The organism is Neomoorella stamsii (genome assembly GCF_002995805.1).
Lineage (GTDB): Bacteria > Bacillota > DSM-521 > Neomoorellales > Neomoorellaceae > Neomoorella > Neomoorella stamsii.
On the sequence record NZ_PVXL01000046.1, the window covers coordinates 177264 to 200191 of the forward strand.

A 22928-nucleotide genomic window follows, 5' to 3' on the forward strand; every position below is an offset into this window, starting at 1 on the left:
TATTTAGACCTCCCCCTTAGGTTTTTAAATCCAGATTGGCTATAATTTCCTCCAACCACTTTTGATTGCGCTTTATTTCCGGCGCCAACTCGTATAATAAAAGATCTGCCAGGAGACTGTAATCCTCTCTTTCTCCTGCTCCTAAAATTTCCCGCAGCCAGCCGTTAAGAATATTAAGCCGTTCTTTAACGTTGGTAGCTTCACCGGGTTTACTTTGAATTATCAATTGCAATACCTGGGTGTACCACTCCAAACCCTCTATAGCCCTAGCCAAAAGTTCTAAAGCCTCTCTTTTTCGTCCTAATTGCAGATTAGTACCTATATCTTCCAGACCCTGCTCTAATCTTGCTAAATAGTCGTAGGCATCACTTAAAGTTTCCGCGAATAATTTGTCTATAGGAGCAGTAACCAACTCAATTTCATTTATTTCTATTTCGTCTACCATTTTATCCCAATTATTTGTTTCAATACCATTAAATAATATCCTGGCTATAGCCCGTCCCTTTCGATTTTCTTCTCTAGCCAGGGCCTCCAAAAAATCGCTAAGTCCCTTTTTGTCATCCAGGGCGCCAACCTCAGAGCCATTTAAAAGTATGCGCATCATTTTTCCAAACACCTTTCAAAAACAGATAAGCTTCAAAATAAGTATATCGGTAAAAGGCGTTTTTTCTTAAATATATATAAGAAGGAGCCCAACATATCAGGGCTCCTTCTTAGCGATTGGCAATTTAACGTAACAATTCCAGCACTGTGGCCGGTTGCTGGTTGGCCTGGGCCAGCATAGCCGTACCTGCCTGGGTCAAAATCTGGTTCTTGGTAAAGGCCATCATTTCCTGGGCCATATCCAGGTCGCGAATTCGGGATTCGGCTGCGGTCAGGTTCTCAGAAGCGACGCTCAGGTTGGCAATGGTATGTTCAAGTCGGTTCTGCATAGCACCTAAATTAGAACGCTGGCTGGAAACACGATCCAGAGCAGCCTGAACTGCAGTTATGGCCTTTTCCGCATCTGCCTGGGTCATCACGCTAATGCCCTGTCCTTTTTCCAATACGTGAATAGTAATAGTACCCGCATCGGTAGTAACGCCAGTTGCTGGGTTAGTATCTGAGATACCCAGCGTAATTGAAGAGCCTGTAACCATATACGCGGAAAGACCGCCAATTGTAACTGAACTAGCATTATCAGCTAATGTTCCGCTTCCTAATGCGGTCCCTTGTTCATTATATAATATAACCTTTCCATCCCCAGCAACCTCCGCGCGGTAGGTACCTGCTTTAAGATTCTGCACATTGGCGTCTTTAGCTTGATTATAGTTAGTTTCGCCTTTATCCGCAGTATACACCGCTGAAGCGGCTGTTACTGCTAAGGCACTGGCGCGCATATCATTTATGTTTAAAGCTATTGTCTGGCCTTGGTTGGCCCCAATATGGAAGACGCTAGAAAATTCGCCGTTAAGCAACTTCTTGGTGTTAAATTCAGTGGTATTACCAATACGGGTTAATTCTTCCGCTAACTGATTGATTTCCTTTTGAATTTCAAACCTATCGCTATTTGTATTTGTATCATTTGAAGCTTGCACCGCCAATTCACGCATTCTCTGTAAGATTGCGTGGGTCTCATTCAAAGCACCTTCAGCAGTCTGAAGCAGCGAAATGCTATCCTGGGCATTGCGCACCGCCTGGTTTAATCCCCTTATCTGGCCGCGCATCTTCTCGCTGATGGCCAGACCGGCGGCGTCGTCAGCCGCGCGGTTAATGCGCAGGCCCGAAGAAAGCTTCTCCATGGACTTGGTCAAAGCACTATTAGTTACAGTCAGGTTGCGGTAGGCATTCAGCGCTGCGATGTTCTGATTAATACGCACTTACTGCATCCTCCTTGACTTTAGTTTAGCATCCTTGCCGTTAAACTTCAGTTCAGCGACAAACTTTAATCACTAGCTAAAACACAACAGCAAAACGGGTGCTTTTTGCTCTGGTCATTTACCACCTCCTAAAAAATCTTTTCTCTATGCTGTCGTTCCCCCATTTCTAAAATATCGTCACTTATCCAGAAACATTTAGCTTTTTATCCTAAATAAACCGGACTTAAGTCCTAGGACTACAGTCCCACCTTCTCGCTTAAGCACTGAGGCCTAGCGAAAAGGTTACTTCTGATATATCAAGGCTTCCGCTAAAACAAAATCCAAGGGATTATCTATATCCACCGATCTTTCCCTGGGCATAATGTAAGCATAAGTACGGGGACCATACCAAGAGTCACGATAACGGATAAAATCCCAGCGGGCCAAATAAATAGCTCCATTAATGCGATAATAAGTGGGCAACTCTTGACGCTGGGGGCCAATGGCTTCCGGACGAAGAAAATCTGCCATGCACAAATCATCCGGTAAAGTATTGCTCCACCAGGGGTGATGCTCAACCTCACATACCGCCACCACCGCTTCTGCGTCTCGCTCGAGCATCAATTCACAGGCAGCAACAATATCTCTACTACTTCGCAAGGGGCTCGTGGGTTGCAGGTACATTACCCAGTCAAATTTTTGACCCTTTGCTTCTAACCACACCATGGCGTGATGCAGAACGTCAATACCTTTGGCCGTGTCGGTAGCCAGCTCGGCGGGGCGTACAAAAGGTACCTCTGCCCCTGCCTCCCGGACTATTCGAGCAATGTCTTCTCCGTCGGTAGAAACCATTAAGTAGTCAAACAAGCCGCTGACCCTGGCCGTTTCGATGGTATATACGATCAAAGGCTTTCCGGCCAGGGGTTTTATATTCTTTCCAGGCACACCCTTCGATCCCTTTCGAGCCGGAATAAAACCCAAAAGAGTTTTGTGTCGATACAATATTTTCCCTCCTCCAAAGAATTCTAGCCATATCCTATCGTGTATCTAACAGCCTTAACGTTTGCCGATATTCTTCCCACTGGCCTACATCAAACCAATCACCGTAATGGGGGTAAACTCCTACCTTAAACCCCTTTTCCCTGGCCAGAATTATTAAATCGGTCATATGTATAAATTCCTTGCCCATAACTAAATCCAGGATAGAGGGCTCCAGAACATAAACACCGGTGTTTACGAGAAAATGAAAATTGGGTTTTTCGTCAATGGTTTTCAATTCTCCATCTTCAGCCCGCAGCACTCCGTAAGGGATGGTGAACTGCTTAAGCGCTCCTACTACTGTAAAATCATAACTTTTTTCCCGGTGATAACCTAATAGACTGTTATAATCGACTTCCAAGATTACATCACAATTAGTAACGATAAAAGTGCCACTAACTTTTTCTTTTAATAATCCCAGGGACCCTGCAGTACCAAGGGGTTCGTCTTCCTGTACAAAGCTTACGTTATACCGCCGACCATTCTCTTCCGAAAAATATAAGCGTACTATTTCTGCCTTGTAACCTAAAGACAGGATAAAACTAGTGAAGCCTTGAGCATAGAATTTATCCATAATTACCTCAACAATAGGTTTATCTCCCAAAGGAATCATGGGTTTCGGCAGAATTTTGGTAAAGGGATCGAGTCGGGTACCTTTACCCCCGGCCATGATGACTACTTGTTCCGATCTTGACGCCCGGCGGTGTTCAAAAACATCCAGCCAGAGCAGAAGATCGGCTACCCGCCCCCGGTTATCCACCAAAGGTACATGGCGAATGTTGTTTTCTAACATCAACTTGCGGGCCGCGTCCAGCGAGGTCCCTACCGGCAGCACCCGCGGCTTAGGGTACATTACTTTGTCCAGGGTTATTTCCAACCCATAGCCCCGCAGTAAAGCTCGCCGAATGTCTCCATCCGTAACGGTGCCTAAAAGGCGTTTATCTTCGTCCACCACCAGCAACAACTGGAGAGCGGCCTTTTCCATGCGCGGCAGAGCGTCGGCTAGTTTTTCTCTGGGAGAAGTTAAAATACTTGCCAATTGCGTTGCATGCCAGCTCATGGCTTATCCCTTCTCCAACCTTTTAGAGACTGCCGTCCTTATTCTTAGCGGGAAGCGAGCATTTGCTGCAAATATTAACCCGATAATACTCTCCCTTCATATGGCACTCACGCATGTATTTGTACTTATCGTTGTGCCATATCTCGTCAATATTGTTATCCCTAATATTACCAACTACAAACTCTCGTTCTGAATCAACACAACATACAACTACTTCCCCGTCCCAGGCTATAAACATCCTCTGCCATAATTGGCTACAAGCAAAGCTGGGTAGGGACTGAGCGATTTTATCATTATAACTCTCTTTCCTATTATTTAGGGGTTGGCGGTAATCCACATAGGCAACTATATCAACTATATTGCTGAACAAATTGATAAAATGTTCAAGGCTTGAATGGTTTTCTTGCATTAATACCATTGATACTCTGGTTAGCGGAGATTTCCGACCCTTTTTCTGTTTCAGCAACTGTAAAGCTTTTATGTTTTCCAGTGTCCGCTCATAATTTGCTCCTACTCTAATATTTTCATATTCCTCTTTAAAGGGAGAATCAAAAGAAAAAAACAGCTTATCGAGACCTGCATCTATCAACTCACTGGCAACCTGCTCTGTAAGGAGCACCGCATTGGTATTAAACATTACATCAATTATACCTTTCTCTTTGGCATAACACACCATATCTACAATTCGAGGGTGCAGCAGAGGTTCACCCAGCCAGTTTAGTTTTATAGATGAAACGCCTAAAGAGGCTGCCTGGTCTATAATCTCTTTATATACGTTAAAATCCATAAAACCGACGGGTAATTTGTTATTACCCTCATGCATTAAAACAGTTCTAGGGCACATGGGACATTTTAAGTTACAAGAATTTGTTGGCTCAATATCCAAATGGATAGGTGTGTGTTCAAGTACAAAATGCTTGGGATTTAAAGCCCATTTTCGTCTGTACTCGTGATATTCCGGTCCTTTACTTCGTTCCCATTCTTGCACACTCTCATTTACTACGATTTCATGGTAGGTAGGATTAACAGGAACTGAGGTAACGTTGATAGCCATTTTTTCCCCTGCTTTCATGGAGTTGTAGGTTAAGCTCACATTTTTAACTAAGCATATCCCAGGTTAGAACCGTATCAGCCGGAATATCCACCCGGGCCCTCCGGCCTCTAAATCATATCCCAGCTTAAAATACTCCCGGCGGCAATATCCCGACGGGCCTGCCGGCCCACCACCATGTCCAACAAATTCGGCGGGATGCCCGTCCCCGGCCTTTTGGCGGTCAGGCAGGATTCCGTGATTATTTCTCCGGCGGCTATGTCCCTGGCTGCCACCAGGCTGCGCCTGGCCGCCGACATGACGGCCAGCTCGCCCGGCGCCGGCCGTTTGATGCCGTCCCCCAGGCTTTTTTCTACCTGGCGGATGGCCGCGACCATATCTTTAAATTCTCCCGGTTCCAGGGAGGCGCGGTGGTCCGGGCCGGGAAGGTTGCGATCTAAGGTTAAGTGCTTCTCAATCACTTCTGCCCCCAAGGCCGCTGCCGCTATGGGTACGGCGATACCCATGGTATGATCTGAGTAGCCCACAGGTAGAGCGAAGGCCTGCTTCATGGTAAGCATAGCCCTTAAATTTACCTCCTCCGGCAGGGTCGGGTAATTGGTGGTGCAATGCAGGAGGGTAATATCCGTCGCCCCAGCTTCCCGTAAAACTTGTAATGCTCCCTCTACTTCACCCAGGGTGGCCATGCCGGTGGAAAGGATAACCGGCCGCTTTTTCCCGGCGATGCGACGCAAGAAGGGATAGTTGGTTATTTCTCCCGAAGGGATCTTAAAATAAGGCACTCCCAGTTCGGCCAGAAAATCAATGCTTTCCTGGTCGAAGGGAGAGGAAAGAAATATAATCACCTTCTGCCGGCAATAAGCATAAAGCTCCCGAAATTGGGCGTAGCTCAATTCCAGCCGTTTAATCATCTCCAGCTGGCTTTCGTCTTTTCCGGGCATGTTATCTTTTTGATATTGGGCCCGCTCAGCATTGGGGGTTACTACTTCTTCAGCTTTGAAAGTCTGAAACTTTACGGCGTCTGCCCCCGCTTCTGCCGCCGCGTCTACCAGTTTCCTGGCCAGCTGCAAATCGCCATTATGGTTGACGCCCGCTTCGGCAATGATGAAAACCCTATTGAACATGATAATTCCTCTTTTCCTCAGGAAGAGGAAACTCAAGATGTTTTTCTAATAGTTTACGATCCAGTGGAATGGTTCCTAATATTTTAACAATACGCTCGCTCACATCCCCATCACCGTATGGATCATAGGGATTGGTTACATTTGATAAGCCCCGGCGAAACTCCTGATCTTTTAACGCTTTATTGAGGCCGGCTGCTATTGATTCTTTATCTCCGGCTACATCAATAACACTGGCAGCCTTAATCCTCCCTTTCTGCCTGTCACCAATATTAACAGTAGGGACATGAAAACTTGGCGCTTCAATTATGCCGCTCGAAGAATTCCCCACTACCGCGGCAGCCAGGCGCATCAGACCCAGATAACCACGGGACCCTAAACTGGGATATAATTTTACGTTAGATTTACCGGCCGCATATTCTTTCCAGGCTTCGATAACGCTTAAATATCCCACTTCTGTCCCCGGATAAGTGATTACCTGCTGGTATTCGGGAAATTCCTTTAATGCTGCTATAAGTTCCTTAATTTGTTTAACTGGTTCTTGAGTATTTGTTAAAGTTTCAGGGTGATAAGTAATTAGTAATGTGGGTAAAGCAGGGTTTATATCAAATTTGTCATATATTTCCTCAGGTGACATGAAGTCTGTTCGCCTTATATTTTCAACTCCAGGAGCACCTACGATAAAAATACGCCATGCTTCTTCACCCATTTGCCTGATGCGCCAGCCATATTCCCAGGTTGAAACAAAATGGAGATGGGCCATTTTCGTTAAAGCATGGCGGACCTGTTCATCCAGCACTCCGAAAGTCGTTTCTCCCCCTCCGATATGAGCAATGGGGATACGATAAAGAAGGGCGCAGGTGGCAGGGGCCAATAATTCATAGCGATCACCGAGGAGTAATAATAAATCGGGTTTTTGTCTTGCTATAATTTCAGCAAATTTACTTGTCGCCAGGGCAATTGCTTGGGCAATATTGACAGGGGTGTCTCCCAGACAGGTATTAATGATGGTGTCCTTCACTTCAAAACCATCATTTATTATTTCTTCTATAGTGTGGCCTTTTATTTCACTCAAATGATCCCCGCCGGCAACAAGTATGGGCTCGCAGTGGGGGCTTGCAGCGAGCCGGCGGATAACGGGTTTCAGCAGACCGTATTCCGCCCTCGTCGCGGTAAAGACCATTATTTTTCTCATTGTATCGCTCCAATACTTTTTATTATCCGGGCCGGATTACCCGCAACTGTTACTCCAGGAGGTACGTCCTTAGTCACTACTGCACCGGCACCAATAAAAGCTCCCGCCCCGACATTTACGCCCTGGATAATACATGCCCCGGCCCCTATGAAGGCTTCTTCTCCTACTGTCACATTACCGCATAAGATTGCCCCGGGTCCTATCTGGGCCGAGTGCCCAATCCTACAGTCATGCTCCACAATAGCTCCTGTATTGATAATAACATTTTCATTAACGGTCACTCCCGGGTTAATTATCGAACCCGCCATGATAACCGTCCCACCGCCAATTGAAGCCCTACGAGCTACTATTGCCCGGGGGTGGCATAACGTCGGCAAATCGAAACCGAGGTTCAAGCACCTGCTATATAGCTTTCGACGCAAGTTATTATTAAAGCCGCCCACGCCAATAGCCGCTTTAGTTATACCTTCTTTGATCAATCCCGGTAACACTTCATCGTTCCCCAGATAAGGCAAACCGCGGCCGGCAAGGACGCATTTTTCCTGCAGATCTGTGAAGCCTACAATACAATAGGCACCACTTAATTCAATAATATCAACAATCACCAGGGCATGTCCCCCGCCGCCAATTAGGATTATAGGTAGAGGCATAAATTTCACCCTGGAAATAAATTGGCACAGACAGCCATAATATCATCTTTCTCGAGAAAGCTGGCACTCGGCAAGTTTATTCCCTCAGCATATAAATTTACTGCCACCGGACAGGGAGGGAAGGAGTAGTGACTATAACATGGTTGCAAAGGAATGGGTTTAAAAAGAGGGCGAAATTGAATGCCACGGCCACTTAACCTGGCCATTAAGGCTTCCCTGCTTTCACCATACTTTTCTGCATTAATCAATATAGAAAATAACCACCAGTTACTCTCTGTACCAGGGAGTTCGTGCTGCCAGTCAACTCCGGGGATACCTTGCAATTCCCGGCGATAAATCGCCGCATTGCGCCTTTTAGCCGCCAAAAATTCCGGCAGGCGTTCCAGCTGGGCCAGGCCCAGGGCAGCCTGGAGGTTGGTCAGGCGGTAATTGAAGCCTATCTCTTTATGCTCGTACTCGGTTTCCCCCGGTTCCCTGCCCTGGTTGACCAGGATTCTGGCTCTGCGAGCCAGTTCCGGGTCCTCTGTTACCAGCATCCCCCCGCCTCCGGTAGTGATAATTTTATTGCCGTTGAAGCTAAAAACGCCTATATGGCCGAAAGTACCTGCTTTCTTTCCTTTGTAAGTTGAGCCTAAAGCTTCAGTAGCATCTTCGATAACGTACAGCCCATACTCCCGGGCCAATCCCAGGATGGCATCCATATCTGCCGGGTTGCCGTAGAGGTGGACCGGTATTATCGCTCGTGTATGCTTGGTAATGGCTTTTTCTATCGCGGCAGGATCGATGTTCCACGTACAGGGATCAACGTCGACCACTACCGGCCTGGCCCCAACGTATACGACAGGATTTACCGTGGCAATAAAAGTAAGGGCGGGCACAATAACTTCGTCCCCTGGTCCGATCCCCAATAATTTCAGGGCCAGGTGCAGGCCGGCCGTGCCGTTGACAACGGCCACGGCATGGTTGATACCCAAATAAGCGGCAAATCGCTGCTCAAACTCCCTCACCAGGGGGCCTGCCGAAGAGACATAGCCGCTAGCTAAAGCTTTTAAGATATATTCCTTCTCCAACTCACCGATATCGGGCCAGTCCAGCGGTATCTTAATTTCCTGCATCAAAAAGGCGCCGCCTTATACGTTATATTGCCCGGCTTTATATAAAGCCAGGTGATTTTTAAACCACTCAATTGTTATTGCCAGTCCTTGACTTAAGGAGTATTCTGGTCGCCAGCCTGCCAGCCGGTTCGCTTTGCGGTTATCACAGCATAAACGTTCTACTTCGCTCGCTTCAGGGCGGTAACGTTCCGCCTCCACCCGGACTTTCACCTTTGTCCCAATCAATTGTCCTATCAGCTCAACCAGCTCGCCGATGCTTATTTCCCGGCCGCTCCCGATGTTAACTACTTCGCCCACCGTCCGTGGTGAAAGACCTGCTGTGATAAAGCCGTTCACTGTGTCTTTAACGAAGTTAAAGTCCCTCGTCGGTGCCAAATTGCCCAGCCGTATCTCCTCCTGACCGCTTAACAGCTGGGTAATAATCGTAGGGATAACGGCCCGGGCTGACTGCCGTGGCCCGTAGGTGTTAAAGGGTCGGATAATAGTTACCGGTAAATCAAAAGACCGGTAAAAACTCAGGGCCAGCTGGTCGGCGCCAATCTTGCTGGCAGCATAGGGTGATTGGGCCTGGAGGGGATGATTTTCATCAATAGGTACATAACGGGCCGTTCCGTAAACCTCTGAAGTTGAGGTGTGAATCACTCGTGCAATCCCCAGCTCCCTGGAGGCCTGGCAGATATTATATGTCCCTTCGATATTGGTTTTAATATAAGCAATCGGTGAGACGTATGAATAAGGGATACCTATCAAAGCTGCTAAGTGAAATACGGCTTCTATTCCCTTTAACGAAGCTTTAACGCTGTCGTAATCACGGATATCACCCGTATAGATCTCGAGGTCATCCTTAAATTCGCTTTCCTCCAGCCAGCCCCAGTTATTGCGTGAGTTATAGTGGATGAAAGCCCTTACCGCGTGACCCTTTCTTACAAGCTCCTCCACTAGATGTGAACCAATGAAACCGCTGGCACCTGTTACTAAAATACGCAAGTGAAAATATCTCTCCTTTTATTTCCTTTGTGATTCCTTTATAAACCATTTTGAGTGTCTATTATTTTTCTCCTTCGTCTTTATTTTTTGATCAGCCTTTTACATCTATGATTATCGACATTTTACAGTCGGGCTGTAGAAGCCGAAATAAGATTTTGCCGTTATCCATGACCACCAAGTACTCGCCCCTTGCCGCCAGGCCCTGGTTGCGAGTAGGGTCGGTGCCGTTGTCTATGACTATTATCTCAAAGGGTCTGGATTTCCACTTCCCGATAGCGGCAAAGGCCCTGGTGGTAATCTCCGACACTTTATAAACCGGCATGATGATGCTTTAACTTCCTTCTGGGGAGTAACCCATTTGATATTCCACAAGGATTTCCCGTCAGGCGGGCTACCAGCATAGCTGGCGTAGAGTTTTTTAAAGAGCTGGTTGGCACTCTGCTGAGCAAGGTAAACAACTTTACCATGTAACGTAACTTTTCGTACTCCACTTATAGAGTTAACCGGCGCCCTATCGACGGCGTGAAACTGCGAAAGCCCCGGCTCATCTCCAACAGCCGGGTTACCGGGTTTAAGGCGGTCGGCGCTTAAATGTAATGCGGTTTAATATGCCGATGAGCCGGTCCAGCAAGTCCAGCCTCCGAAAGGCCTCCTGACCTGCCCGGCGGCCGGCCTTCTTGACAACCCGTTCGCTGAAACTGTCAAAAGCGTTAATGTTATTTTTGCATTCTGCGCCTTAATTCCTTATACAGGTTTTCACGGCTACCTACCAGGGCTATGATAATAAGTTTGCCTGCCTCATTAATGTAATAAATAATCCGGTAGTCAACCCCTTGATAACGACAATGGTATGAACGAAGATCTTGAAATTCGCCTTTTAATTTGGGACTATGATATGGGCTGGCGGAAATTTCGTGAAACTGTTGATACAAAAAGTCCCTTAAGGGGCGGTCAAGCTTTTTTAGATCCCTGACAGCCCCCTGGGATAATTCAATGTGATAATTCATTACTCAATGCTCCTTATGGCCTCATCCAGGGGAATGGTCTTTTCTTCCATTCGTTCCTGCAATAGTCGTTTGAAAGCGGAATCTAACATCTTTTTACGTTCAACTACCTTCGCTTTTAATTCTTCTCCTTTATACCCCGCTTCCTTGAGGTCCTTAATAATAAGATCTTCCATCTCATCAATGAGAGTTACTTCCTTGACTTTGATTTCATTTCCGTCAACATAAAATCTTAACTTGGTTCCCTCAGTCCAGTTGAAACGTTCTCTAATTTCTTTGGGGACGGTTACCTGGCCTTTAGCAGTGATTGTGGTATAGTCAGGCATGGTATGCCTCCTTACGGTAATACTGTATTACGATTATTTTACCACAATCCGGGAAAATATCAAGCCACAAAACATCCAGCCCTGCTCAAACCTCCGGCAAATCGAGACCCGCCCTTTCTTCCGGGTGCAGATCGGCAGCTACCATATAGGGGATAATTTGCCAGGATGAAGGATTATAAGCAAAGGGGTTCGACCAGTCGCCCCGGCAGCACCAGCAGCAGGATAAAACCCAATCACATTTTCTCATACAGTAAGTCCCAGAGGTCTTCGACCAGGGCCGCGGCCTGGGCGGTATCGCCCTGTTTTTCTGCGCGTTCAATGGCCGTTACCAGGCCGAGGAGGGCGGCTTTATCCTCACCTTCCAGTTCCTGAGCTAGTTTTTTGGCCTGGCGTAGGACAGCCCGACGTCTCCTGGCCGCTCTCCGGTCGGGGGCCTCAGGCTGGGCGCCAGCCGTTTCGGTGGCGGCCGCCATTTCCTCGGAGGCCCGGGTGATGGTGATGTGCTCATTTTTACCGGTTGATCTCTCCGTAGCCGAGACGTGAACGATGCCGTCCACGTCGTAGTCAAACTGGACTACGATCTGAGGCTGGCCGGCGGGCATCGGGGGTATGCCGGAAAGGGTGAATTCGCCGAGCAAAGTATTTTTCGAGGCCATTAAGCTTTCTCCTTGATAAACGGAGATCTTAACTGCCGATTGATTGTCATGGACCGTGGAAAAGACTTCCGCCCGGGAAGTGGGAATAGCCGTATTGCGCGGGATTAATACGCGCATGACATCAGGGTGAACTATGCCGAACTGCTCTCCCAGAATCTGGATGCCAAGGGAATAAGGGGCCACATCGACGAAGACCATATCCAGGGGTTCGCCGGCAATAATGCCTGCCTGCACCGCCGCACCCAGGGCCACGCATTCATCCGGGTTGATCTCACCGCGCGGCACCTGGCCCAGGTGATTTTTGACCAGTTCAAAGACAGCCGGAATCCTGGTCGAGCCTCCTACCAGAAGCACTATATCCAGGTCTGCAGGTTTCAGCTGGGCGTCCTGGAGCACGCGCTGGATCAGGCTTACTGTTTCCTGAAGCAGATCGGCGATCATCGCTTCAAATTGGTTGCGGGACAACTCCACCTCCAGGTTTATAGCCTGACCACCCCGTTCAGCAATAAAAGGCTCATTGATCTGCACGAAAGGCTGGGTAGAGAGCTTGATTTTAGCTTCCTCGGCGGCGCGGGTTAAACGGGCCATGGCCCGGCGGTTATCGGACAGGTCTACGCCGGACTCCTCCTGGAGATGCCGGATGAGAAAATCCACCAGGCGAGCATCGAAATCGTCGCCGCCCAGGTGATTATTACCGGCAGTGGCAATAACCTCGACCACCCCTTCATTGATTTCTACTACGGAGACGTCGAAGGTGCCGCCTCCCAGGTCGTAGACCAGGGCTCGCCGGCTGTCGCGGCTTTCCAGCCCATAGGCCAGGGCGGCAGCGGTAGGTTCATTAATGATCCGCACCACTTCCAGGCCGGCCAGCTCACCGGCTTGACGGGTAGCCTGGCGCTGGGCATCAGTGAAATAAGCGGGCACGGTAATGACCGCCTGGCGAACCTCTTCGCCGAGGGTTGCTGCAGCTGTCTCCCGGAGACGCTCAAGAATAAAAGCCGAAATCTGGGGCGGTGAGAAGGTTTTTTCTCCCAGCGGCAGGGCTACATCCTGGCCCATCATTCTTTTAACCGACTTAATCGTCCGTTCCGGATACAGGAGGTACTGGTTTTTAGCCGCGTCCCCTACCAGCAGCTCATCTGCCGGCGAAAGGCCCACCACCGAGGGCAGGAGCCTGGCTCCGTCCTTAGAAACTAATACGCGTGGCCGGCCGTCCTGGATGGCGGCCACCACCGAGTTGGTTGTACCTAAATCAATCCCGATAATCTTACTCATAATTATGCTGCTAAAAGCCTCCTTCTTGTTACCTATGCCGGCCCCGTTACAATTTTCATCCTACTGTCGGTGTCACGCCACGGTGTGGGCGTCTACTCACTTTTTAGTTGCCTAATGCCGCCCTCCTTCGCTTCAGGTTGTTCCCCCGTCCCTGCCAGTTTCCCGACGATCACTTCCGCGTAACGAAGCACCTGGTCCTGCCAGATGTATCCGGCCGTAACTTCGGCTACCACCCTGCCGTCCTGCTGCTCTTCTGCTACCGGTACAGCCTCTACGGCACGGTGATAGTACGGGTCAAAGGGCTGCCCCACTGCCTCCAGGCGCTGCACCCCCAGGCCGGCCAATGCCTGTTGCCCGCGCTGCCACAGGCCGGCCAGGCCCTGGACCACGGTCAGCCCTTCCGGCGGCGCCTGGGGCGACCGGGCTCCGGCAGGGGGGGTAAAGGTCTGGATGCCGGCCTCCAAACCGTCCAATAAAGGTAGTAGCTCTTTAACAAGGGCGGCGATCACCTGCCCTTCCAGCCGCCTTTTTTCTTCCCGCCGTACGGCCTCAACTAATTCCTGGTAACGCTCATGTCCCCGGCGGAATTCTTGTAACGTCTCTTCGCAGGTTTGGGCCAGGTCTTCGTTCCCGGCGGCGAGTTGCAGCTGCATTTTGCCCAACCGCGCTACTTCCTGGGTCAACTGCTCAAATCTAGCGGCGAGCCGGGTTACCTGCTGCGTAAGCTCGGCCATTTCGACCTGGATATTATCCAACCTGGCCATAAGCGGGCCGGCTGTCCTCTGCCATCCCAGTCCGGTTCTCAACCGCTCCAAGTACTGCCTAATTCCCATCCTTTGTTATCTGCTCCTTATAATCATCGTGAAAATCGGTGCGGCCCAGGTCGCCACAACAAGTTAACAGTTCCCCGGGAGCATATTGAATGATGCTCCGCCCCGGCCACCGCAAGGGGCCTAACTTGCGGGCCAGGCGACCGGTATCTAGATGAAAAAGCCCCAGGTCGGTTTTGGCCCGTGCCCGCGCGTCCTTAAGCTGTTCATAGGCGGCGCGGATACGCTTAAACTCCTCCGGCTGCTGTTCCGGAGGATGCCGGCGGACTAATTGCAGGTAGGCCCTCTTAATCGCAGCTGCACTGGCTCCCGGCTCCAACCCCAGAATCTGATAAGGATCGCCGTTTCCAGGGGTAGGCTTCACTCTCGTCACCCTCTCCCGTAACTCTTTCCCGAGACCGTCTATCTACCAACCGAGAAGATAAAATAAATCATCGTTTTCCAGGGACTCTTCCAAGGACTTGTACCACTTGGCGCGCTGTTTCTGCCATTCCCATTTGTCCGCCGGGGTGCCGGTGGTATTGATAATCCTTTCCACCTCTGCTAATTGAGCCCTGGCCCGCTCATCGCCGGTCTCGATTAAACACCTAGCATACTTAAGCTGTAGTCCTATATTTTGGGGGAATTCACGTATGGCCAAACGCAAGATGCGTTGGGCCAGATCGCAGGCCGTGTGTTTACAGCACACCTTGAACGCCCCCAGGTAAACCTTTTCCCGGTCAGCTCCGGGGCAATCCAGGGCGCGGCGCAGGGCGGTTTCAGCCGCCTTTTCCCTTTCAGCCCCCAGGTAGATTTGGGCCGCCTGGTAACAGACTTCCGGAGCATTGCCCGCCAGATCCATGGCTCTTTTTAATTGCGCACCGGCTTTACGGGGATGGCCAACCACAAAGTAAGCCTGGCCAACGAGGAGATGACTGCGTGGGTCCTCCGGCATAAGCTGCAAGACTTGCTGGAACCATTGCTCACCCTCTTTTTCCTTCCCTGTCAGGCAGGCTATCACCCCGGTAAAAACTAGAGCCTCGGGGTCGCGGGGGTTGAGGCGCAGGGTCTCTTCAATCTCCCGCTGCGCCTCTTGCCACATCTCCAGAGCTATGTACCGACGCGCCAGGCGGTTGCTGATGCGGGTCAACATGCCAATCAGCACCGGTTCCTCAGGGGTTACCGCCAGGCTGTTGCGCAAGACTTCTTTCGCCGCCTCATACTTTTCTGTTTCCATGTATAGGGAAGCCAGCGCCCCTACCGCCTCGACGTTGCCAGGGTGTTCCTGGACCACCGGGAGCAGGGTGCGGATGGCCTTCTGCGGTTCTTCCAGCGCCTCCTGGGTATGGGCCAGGGTAAGGCGGGCTTCCACGTCTTCGGGATCGTACCGGAGGGCCAATTCCAGGTCAATGGCCGCCTCCGTCAGGTTGCCGTCCGCCAGCAAGAGTTCGGCCAAATGGCGGTAGGCCAGGGCCAGGTAGCCTTCCCGGGAGGTCCGGTCTTCACCCTGCCCCAGTAATTCCGTCCAGCCCGAAATGGTCTGCCGCCAGTAGCGTACCGCCTCCTCCTGTCGTCCCTCCCTTTCGGCCAGCAAGGCGAGATTATGGGTGATATCCGGCAGGTCCTCGGCCGCCGGTCCGATGGCTACGGCCCTTTCCCAATCTTCCCTGGCTTTAGACCACTGTTCGTTACGAGCCTGCAGGTTACCGCGGACGAAGTAGGCGAGGGCCAAAAGCGCACCGTTGGGGTTGCTGTCGGCTTCCAAGAGTTGGATAACAGCGTTCAGGTCACCCTTAGCTGCGGCCTGGGTTAGTTGCCCTTGCCGGACGGCGGCCAGCCAGTCCCGGGCTTCCTCGCCGGCCCCTAGGGCTACGGCCTGTTCCAGGGATTCCTTCCCGCCGTGCAGGTCGTCGCTCAGGGCCTGCACTTCGCCCAGGGCCAGCCAGAAAAGCGGGTGATGCGGAGCGCGGTGGACCGCCTGCTCCAGCCAGGTCCTCGCCGCACCCCACTGCTCTTGCCGGGCGTAAGCTATGCCGGTGAGGAAAGCAGCACTGCTGCCCAGGGGTTCGTCAGGCAAAGGGTTATCCCCGGGATGCTTAATTATCTTTACAGCCACGGGCGCCCCGCTACCCATATCCTCTCGTACCTCCCCGCGAAGCATTGCGGGAAGAGATGACAAAAACTCGCGCACGGGGGCGGCCAGCCCCTGTCCTTCTGGTCCTGCCAGCCAGGCTGCCAGGAACGAGCCGGGAGAAGCTAATTCCTGCTGAACCATCAGCCATCCCAAGTGCAGGAGTACTCGCTGGTTGCCAGGCCGGCCGGCCAGGGCCTGCCGGTAGGCTGCTGTTGCGCGCGCCAGGTTACCCAACCGCTGCCAGGCTAAGGCCAGGTGGTAATGGTAGAGCCACTGGTCTGGAGCCAGGTTTACCGCCTGCTGCAGGAAGGTTTGGGCCGACTGCTCTTTACCGGCCGCATGTTGCTCCATGGCCAGGCGAAAATAGGTTTCCGCCAGCACCGGCCGCAGCCGCTGCTGTTCCTCCTGGGGCGCGTTCTTCCAGGCGGCGATGGCTTCACGGTACTGCCCGGCCTGAAATAATTGCCAACCGGCATCCACCGGTCGGACCGGGTGCTCCTGCCTGGCGGCCTTTGCTTTTTGTTGGGCCTGTCTTTGCTGTTTTTTGCGCAAGCGGTTCTTCATAGGTAAAATTTCCCCCGGGAGAATTTTTAGCGCGTCGAATTCTATATTCAGCATCCCTCTGCCAAGTTCCTGCAAACATAGACAGATTTATCCGGCCTGGTCGCCAGAGTGCAGGGTTTCTGATAGGCACAAAAATACCCCGGCCTGTACCGGGGCGACGTGAACAGGGGTCACCAACATGGGTCACTGTACCTCTTCCCACAATTTATTTAATCTCAACTTAAAACCCGATAACACTCTGGAGTGGTAAACGTCGTCTTCGTCGGGGTATATTTGCCGGTAACCGCCCTCCTGGAGCTGGAAAAACTCCCCCTGGCAGGTATCGGGATGGATCAGCCAGTATTCTTTGACCCCGGACTGTTCGTACTCTTTATATTTGACGCCCCGGTCGCGTTCAAGGCTCTCAGGTGAGGTTATCTCGATTATTAAATCAGGCGCCCCGTCCAGGTAGGTGGGTTTTAAAAGATACAGGCGCTCTTTAGATACAAAGATTAAGTCGGGCTCGCGGGCGCGTTTTAAGGGTTCTGGTAGTCGAACCAGAAAGGGAGCAAATAGTACTTCGCCTAAATCATAGGTAGTAACAAATTCCCTTAAAATAACCATGAGAAAGCCCGCCAACCTTTGGTGGCGCAATGACGCCGGCGTCATAAGTACGACCTCTCCCTCTACCCATTCGGCCAGGGTGTCTTCATCGGCCCAGATAAGGAATTGTTCAAAGGTCATTTTGCCAGGCGGGAGAGGGCGGGCATCAGCGACGGCGTACTGGGCGTAGGCTTCTTTGAGCAGGCTATGGTTATCCTGTTGGCTCATTTCAGTTTCACCTGCCGTCAGGACGTAGTTGACATGACTGCCGCCTTACACCAATTTGCTGAATTGATCATATCATAAAAATAGCTGGTGCTCAATGTTACTGCTGCTCACGCTGCTTTGTTTTTATGGGTAGTTCCCCGGCCGCTATGGCCGGTGTCCTTGCCGCCGCTTTGTTTTCATCCACCACGGCGGCCAGGAGTTCCTGGCGGACGATGGGGATGTCCGGCGGGGCGTCTATCCCTAAGCGGATTTTATCCTGTTCGATGCTGATGACCGTTACTTTTATCCTGTTGTCGATGACGATGGTTTCGTTCACCCGCCGGGTTAAGACAAGCACTGGTTACCGCTCCTTTTGGAAATTTTCGGGGCTTCCCCGGCACTTCCTATTGTTTCACTCTCCCAGCCATCTTACCCGGCGACCAATCACCGGAACAGGGGGTGCCGGGTGGTATATTTAGTGCCCTCCATGACAAACTGCCGGCCCAGGCGGGTGACCCTGTTGATGACCATGGGGCCCACCAGGTTGGCCGTGGCCCGGCGGACGTCGCCGTTAGGGACGGTCACTACGGCCAGGACCAGGACGTCGCCAGCATTTTTAATCTCCATCTCTCTTTGCAGGCTGCCGGGGATCTCTACCTCGTAACCCGGGAAGAAGAGAAAGGGGTCGACCAGCAGGAAAGCCACTTCCGGGTCGTTAACGGCCTGGAGCCAGGTAAAGGCCGGGTTTTCCGGGATGGGGTGAAAGAAAAACTCCCGCAGGTTTTCAAAGGCCGGGATGCCGTCAGGGAAGGTTAATACTTCCGCCGGATCGATCTCTACTATACCAAAACGTGACGTCTGTACCCTCATAGTAAACCCACCTTTCAAAACGATGATACAGGAAATTAACGGTATCGCCTGGTCATTTTGCGACCCGAGACCAGTATTCAATGAAATCGCCTTGCCGGGCACTAGTTAAAATTCAACACCCGCTCCCGGTAGTCGGCGGTCATTTCCTCCTGGAGATAGTGAATAAACCGGTTGAGAAATACTGCCGCTTCGGCCCGGGTAAGGGTTTCGTTGGGCTTCAGGAAGCCGTACTCGTCACCCTGGATCAGGCCGATTTTATTGGCCACGTAAACGGCAGTTCGTGCCCAGGCAGGTATATCCCAATCATCGCGAAAAGGAGTACGCACATATCCTGCCGGCGCCAGGCCTTTCAGGCCCAGGGCCCGCACCAGGATAACCAGGGCCTCGGCCCTGGTCAGGGGTTCGGTAGGGCCAAAAAGACCCGGCCCCGTACCGGTCATTACTCCCGCTTCATAGACGGCTTGGTAATACTTATAAGCCGGGTCAGTCGTGGCCACATCGGCAAAAAGGGGTTTTTCCTGGGGCAGGGCGGGCTGGCCCGGCCTGCCATAGGTCAGGGGCGACTGGCCGGACCAGACCGGCTGGCCGTAGGGTTGCCCGGCCTGGCCGGTAAAGTTAGGCCGGGTAAACGGGGATCCTATCTGCCCGGGCTGGCCGGGAAAGCCGCGGCTGGGGGAAGGCAGCCCCCCGGTACCCGGGAGCGGGGACCACCCTGATTGTCCGGCCGGCAGGGGCAGGTCCAGCACAGCTACCAGGGCCCTGGCAAACTGGCCGCGGAAGAAGGGTAGCGCCGGCCGGAAATAATCTCCTTCCTCCCCCAAGGCGCCTAAACCGTAGAGCTGGCGAATATCCGCTTCGGCCCAGTGGCCACGGATGTCGGCCAGATTCGCTACCCGCAACCACTTTTTACTGGGAAGGCTCTTTAATTCATAACTACCCTCTTTTCTCAGCCACCGGCTGCTGGCCAGCAGGCCATTCTCCAGGTCGGGAAAATTGCCCCTGTAATGCAGGGTTTCGGTGGTCCGGGTATTCTCGACGTAGCCCCCCGGAAAGCTGATGGCCAAAGGTTCATTGGCCTGGTATTCCAGGTAGCGGGAGCGGTGGTAAGAAAGGTCCTGGTGGAAGCTGCTGCTCCATGTAGTGGAAATAAAGTTTTCTTTATCTATTGCCACCTTGCCGCTAAAAAACACCGTACCTTCTTCCTGGCTGGTCTCGGTACTGCCCCAGGCATGCCGGTAGCCGACCGTATGCCCCCAGGTTTCCACAGTTACCTTAGCCAGGTCGTTATTAACGCTATAAACTTTACGGGCCGTCCAGTTGCCGCTTTGATAGACAACCGCTGGCTGGTGGTCCAGGAGTTCCGAACGTGAGAATTGAAAATCCTGAAGGGCGTACCTATCCTGTCCTACCGTGATGGTCTCGCTAAAGCGTTCCAGCCTGGTTGTATTTACTTCCTGGCGTCCATTTTTTTCTATTTCCGTAATAAAGCTCAAACTCCGGTTCAGCTTGATAGCCTTTTCCTTGTTTTCCAGGGTAAAGGTAACCCTGCTCGTAGTTTTGCCATCCCTGGACGGGCCGGTCGTTTCCTGGACCGTGCCCTGCAAGAGGACCGGCTCGCCGGTAAGGTAGAGGACTTCGGCATATTCTTTTTCGCCCTTGATACCGCCCTGGTAGCGGTAAAAGTCGGCGGCAGCGGCCGGGAGGGCTTGAACTAAATATATGGTTAAGAATATACCCCAAAAGGTGAGCCAGTAAAATTTGCCCCCTAGCCTGTTTTGAACCACTCCAACCACCTCTACCTTCCTACCAAAATAACTTTGTCACAGGCTGGCATTGTCTGGCTCGCACCAAACTCCTGGGGGAGCGGCCAGCCATGAACTTAAGGGGAGGTTGTTATCCCCTAATCCATAACCACTACCATCAGGGCCTGCTTCTGGTCGTGGATGAGATAGACGTTATCACCAGGGGCCAGGTCTTCCAGGGCGGCCATTGCCCTCCCCTTCATTACCAGAGCCTTCCCGGCCTCAACCTCCAGGGAATAGTTCCGGTTCTGCCAGTTGCGGTAGCCCGGGCTCCAGTCCCGGACGGCCGCTATCGTTAAATGACCGCTATCCTGGTCGATTTCCTGCAGGCGTCCCAGGCTGGTCATGGTGGGACCAATTGTACTCGGGGGGAGGAGCAAGAGACCCTGGGCCTCCTCACCCCGTACCAGGGTATAGACCTGGTAGCCATTATACTCACCGGTAAAGCGGCCGGTGGTAAACTCATCCCGGCTTAAAGGCCCGTTGCGGCCCATAATTACCGGTTCCCAGGCCAGCTGGAACTCCATGGTATAATCGTCTGTTTCCTGCCAGTCGTAGGGCCGGTCTGCCTCGCCACCCAGCGCTTCCACATCTTCCAGCCTGAAGCTCTCTTTAGCCACGGATTCTATCCGCCCCCGGTAGAGTTGCCAGGAGGAGGGTAAAATATCTTCCGTGAAGACCATTACTGCCCGGCGACCGCCGAGGACCGGCTCCACTACCGTAAAGAGGTAATCGCCAGGCTCCAGGTCGGTTGCCTCAACCTGCCGGCCGTTTTTAATGATTATACTCTCCTGGTTAAAGGTAACAGGGTCCCTTACACCGGCCAGCAGTATTTCCCTGCCCCCCAGGGAGAGGAAATCCAGGTAGCCCTCATATAACCTTGTAGAGTTATCCAGCTTTATGGCCTTAACTCCAACCTCACCTTGAGGACCACCTGCCAGGACTACAATCACTTCACCTGCATAAGGGCCATAGGGTGCCAACAGGTCACGGGAAGCACCGGCCAGGGAAGTTGCCGCCTCCCGGGTCAGGTTCACGGCGCGAAGTGGGTCCCCAGGTAGCCAGGTGCCATAGTAAAACTCCCTGGTATCCCGGAGGACAAGCTTATTATCATAGAAATTTACCTGGTCCAACTTTCCTTTTAATATCCTGCCCAGGCGGCCGGTACTGTTCCCCACCTGGATTTCAAGGGCCTGCCCGGCGGCATCAACTTGGACTTTGACCGGGTCACCGGTCTTCAAGTCGCCGGGCATTATCGCGCGCCCGGACCGGGTAATGGCTGTGGCCGCGGTTATTTTGACCGTTTCTTCGTTCCCGGCCGCACTAACTATTACTATCGCATCAGTCCCTGACGCCCGCAGATAACCGGTAACAACCCTGGTGTCGCCCGGGCTGTAAGCCGGCGTGCCTGTTCCATCCAGGGGGACTATCCGGGTAACGGTACCATCCTGGACCGCAAGGTTAACTACCTGCCCCGGCAGGGGCGGGCCGCCGCTATCTCCCCCGCTTCCTGCTGCCAGGTGGGGGCTGAGGCCATAGCGGTACTGCCGGCCCTGGTCGTCCACCAGCAGCAACTCTTTATCACCGGCTGCCAGGACCATGCCATTTAAGTATTGCTGCCCGGCAGTACTTTCAGCCAGGAGGACGTTTTCCCCCTGGAGGATCAGCCGGACTGCCTCGCCCCCAGTCAACTCTTGACCCAGGGTTAAGCGGCCGTCTTTATAAAGGAGGAAATCAGCCAGGGTATTCCCGCCAGCATCTTTTTTAATTTCCAGGTTGATGATGGGACCGGCAAAGGTAGCTACCCGCAGGGTTATAAGCAGTTCCCTGTTACCCAACCAGGTATCTGTCCGTTCCATAACCTGGCCTTCGACCCGCCGGGCACCCCTACGGCCGGCCAGATCGTTATCTACCCGGTCCAGGAGGGCCGCCATTTCCGCCCGGGTCATGGCCCGCTGTGGTGCAAAGGTACCTGCTGCCACTCCAGTCATTAACCCCCGCTGTAAGACAGCTTCAACCCACGGCGCCAGCTGGCTATCTACTTCATTCCCGTCAGTAAAACCGGCCAGGTAGGGATATAACCCTCCGGCTATGGGGGTAAGACCTAGAGCCCGTCCTACCCAGGCCGCCACCTCCTGGCGCCGGGCCGGCAACTGCCAGTCTGCTGCAGTAAAAGCCTTTTCCTGGTCCGTTAACAGGCCCCGGGCTGCGGCCAGGGCCAGGGGGGAATTAGATGAACCTCCTGCCGGCGAAGTGGTTGTCCCTTCCCAGCCCGCCGCCCGCGCCAGGAGGCTCAAAGCTTCTTCCCGGGTTACCGGCGCATCAGGAGCAAACAAACCCCCATCGCGGCCGTGGATAATCCCCTGGGCCGCCAGGCGCAGGACAGGTAAAAAGGACCAGTGGCCGCGGGTATCGGTAAAGCGCACTGCCGCCAGCCGCTCTTCCGGATAGGGCAAGCCCCAGAAGGTCTGGCCGGTAACCAGTTCCTGCTGACTGGCAACCGGGCTTGATAGCATACCTCCCGGCAAACCCGTCCCGGCAAATCCCGGGTTAGTTAACCCCTGAGCAGCGGCCACCGGGATGAACGAACCTGCCAGCATCAGTAAACAAAGAACGGCAACAAAGTATCTATAACCTGACATAA

The 22928-nt window shown here is 52.3% G+C and carries 23 protein-coding genes and 1 pseudogene; all 24 read right to left on the reverse strand.

Annotated features, from left to right (window positions below; all coding sequences use genetic code 11):
* Window positions 1-16: 16 nt before the first annotated feature.
* Window positions 17-604 carry a DUF8042 domain-containing protein gene (locus MOST_RS10175; RefSeq protein WP_054937813.1) on the reverse strand — a complete coding sequence of 196 codons (588 nt, stop codon included), beginning with the start codon at window positions 602-604 and terminating at the stop codon, window positions 17-19.
* 124 nt (window positions 605-728) lie between these two features.
* Window positions 729-1859, reverse strand: a complete 1131-nt coding sequence (locus tag MOST_RS10180) for a flagellin N-terminal helical domain-containing protein (protein WP_054937812.1) — start codon at window positions 1857-1859, stop codon at window positions 729-731.
* Window positions 1860-2141: 282 nt separating this feature from the next.
* Entirely contained in the window at window positions 2142-2840 is a 699-nt protein-coding gene (locus MOST_RS10185; protein ID WP_054937811.1) for an acylneuraminate cytidylyltransferase family protein, read from the reverse strand.
* A gap of 34 nt (window positions 2841-2874) precedes the next feature.
* On the reverse strand, window positions 2875-3936 hold the full coding sequence (locus MOST_RS10190; RefSeq protein WP_054937810.1) for a nucleotidyltransferase family protein: 1062 nt from the start codon (window positions 3934-3936) through the stop codon (window positions 2875-2877).
* 22 nt (window positions 3937-3958) lie between these two features.
* Window positions 3959-4990, reverse strand: a complete 1032-nt coding sequence (locus tag MOST_RS10195; RefSeq protein ID WP_054937809.1) for a radical SAM/SPASM domain-containing protein — start codon at window positions 4988-4990, stop codon at window positions 3959-3961.
* Between the two features lie 43 nt (window positions 4991-5033).
* A pseudogene (locus tag MOST_RS18545) lies at window positions 5034-5096 on the reverse strand (SAF domain-containing protein); the annotation flags it as partial.
* Between the two features lies 1 nt (window position 5097).
* Window positions 5098-6111, reverse strand: coding sequence for an N-acetylneuraminate synthase (neuB, locus tag MOST_RS10200; RefSeq protein ID WP_054937808.1), 1014 nt, complete (start codon window positions 6109-6111; stop codon window positions 5098-5100).
* Window positions 6101-7303, reverse strand: coding sequence for a UDP-N-acetylglucosamine 2-epimerase (gene neuC / locus MOST_RS10205; protein ID WP_054937807.1), 1203 nt, complete (start codon window positions 7301-7303; stop codon window positions 6101-6103). The genes neuB and neuC overlap by 11 nt, the downstream gene beginning before the upstream one ends.
* A complete protein-coding gene (locus MOST_RS10210; RefSeq protein ID WP_054937806.1) occupies window positions 7300-7953 on the reverse strand; it encodes an acetyltransferase in 654 nt (217 codons plus the stop codon). The genes neuC and MOST_RS10210 overlap by 4 nt, the downstream gene beginning before the upstream one ends.
* A gap of 5 nt (window positions 7954-7958) precedes the next feature.
* Window positions 7959-9068 (reverse strand): LegC family aminotransferase, encoded by a 1110-nt coding sequence (locus MOST_RS10215; RefSeq protein ID WP_054937805.1) that lies wholly within the window; start codon window positions 9066-9068, stop codon window positions 7959-7961.
* Window positions 9069-9083: 15 nt separating this feature from the next.
* Entirely contained in the window at window positions 9084-10055 is a 972-nt protein-coding gene (locus MOST_RS10220; RefSeq protein WP_054937804.1) for an NAD-dependent 4,6-dehydratase LegB, read from the reverse strand.
* 91 nt (window positions 10056-10146) lie between these two features.
* Entirely contained in the window at window positions 10147-10377 is a 231-nt protein-coding gene (locus tag MOST_RS10225) for a glycosyltransferase family 2 protein (RefSeq protein WP_054937803.1), read from the reverse strand.
* A 394-nt stretch (window positions 10378-10771) separates the two neighbouring features.
* On the reverse strand, window positions 10772-11062 hold the full coding sequence (locus MOST_RS10230) for a type II toxin-antitoxin system RelE family toxin (RefSeq protein WP_054937802.1): 291 nt from the start codon (window positions 11060-11062) through the stop codon (window positions 10772-10774).
* Window positions 11062-11385, reverse strand: a complete 324-nt coding sequence (locus MOST_RS10235) for an AbrB/MazE/SpoVT family DNA-binding domain-containing protein (protein ID WP_054937801.1) — start codon at window positions 11383-11385, stop codon at window positions 11062-11064. Before MOST_RS10235 ends, MOST_RS10230 begins: the two co-directional genes overlap by 1 nt.
* Window positions 11386-11470: 85 nt before the next feature.
* Window positions 11471-11632, reverse strand: a complete 162-nt coding sequence (locus MOST_RS17265) for a hypothetical protein (RefSeq protein WP_161952831.1) — start codon at window positions 11630-11632, stop codon at window positions 11471-11473.
* Window positions 11619-13316 (reverse strand): Hsp70 family protein, encoded by a 1698-nt coding sequence (locus MOST_RS10240; protein WP_054937800.1) that lies wholly within the window; start codon window positions 13314-13316, stop codon window positions 11619-11621. The genes MOST_RS17265 and MOST_RS10240 overlap by 14 nt, the downstream gene beginning before the upstream one ends.
* A gap of 92 nt (window positions 13317-13408) precedes the next feature.
* Window positions 13409-14080 carry a nucleotide exchange factor GrpE gene (locus MOST_RS10245; protein ID WP_161952832.1) on the reverse strand — a complete coding sequence of 224 codons (672 nt, stop codon included), beginning with the start codon at window positions 14078-14080 and terminating at the stop codon, window positions 13409-13411.
* Between the two features lie 58 nt (window positions 14081-14138).
* Window positions 14139-14510, reverse strand: coding sequence for a J domain-containing protein (locus MOST_RS10250; protein ID WP_054937798.1), 372 nt, complete (start codon window positions 14508-14510; stop codon window positions 14139-14141).
* Between the two features lie 42 nt (window positions 14511-14552).
* Window positions 14553-16877 (reverse strand): tetratricopeptide repeat protein, encoded by a 2325-nt coding sequence (locus tag MOST_RS10255; RefSeq protein ID WP_054937797.1) that lies wholly within the window; start codon window positions 16875-16877, stop codon window positions 14553-14555.
* A 129-nt stretch (window positions 16878-17006) separates the two neighbouring features.
* Window positions 17007-17633 (reverse strand): Uma2 family endonuclease, encoded by a 627-nt coding sequence (locus MOST_RS10260; RefSeq protein WP_054937796.1) that lies wholly within the window; start codon window positions 17631-17633, stop codon window positions 17007-17009.
* A gap of 97 nt (window positions 17634-17730) precedes the next feature.
* Window positions 17731-17970 carry a carbon storage regulator CsrA gene (gene csrA, locus MOST_RS10265; RefSeq protein ID WP_054937795.1) on the reverse strand — a complete coding sequence of 80 codons (240 nt, stop codon included), beginning with the start codon at window positions 17968-17970 and terminating at the stop codon, window positions 17731-17733.
* An 86-nt stretch (window positions 17971-18056) separates the two neighbouring features.
* Entirely contained in the window at window positions 18057-18482 is a 426-nt protein-coding gene (fliW, locus tag MOST_RS10270) for a flagellar assembly protein FliW (protein WP_054937794.1), read from the reverse strand.
* A 101-nt stretch (window positions 18483-18583) separates the two neighbouring features.
* On the reverse strand, window positions 18584-20275 hold the full coding sequence (locus tag MOST_RS10275; RefSeq protein WP_054937793.1) for an S-layer homology domain-containing protein: 1692 nt from the start codon (window positions 20273-20275) through the stop codon (window positions 18584-18586).
* Between the two features lie 107 nt (window positions 20276-20382).
* Entirely contained in the window at window positions 20383-22926 is a 2544-nt protein-coding gene (locus tag MOST_RS10280; RefSeq protein ID WP_054937792.1) for an S-layer homology domain-containing protein, read from the reverse strand.
* Window positions 22927-22928: the final 2 nt, after the last annotated feature.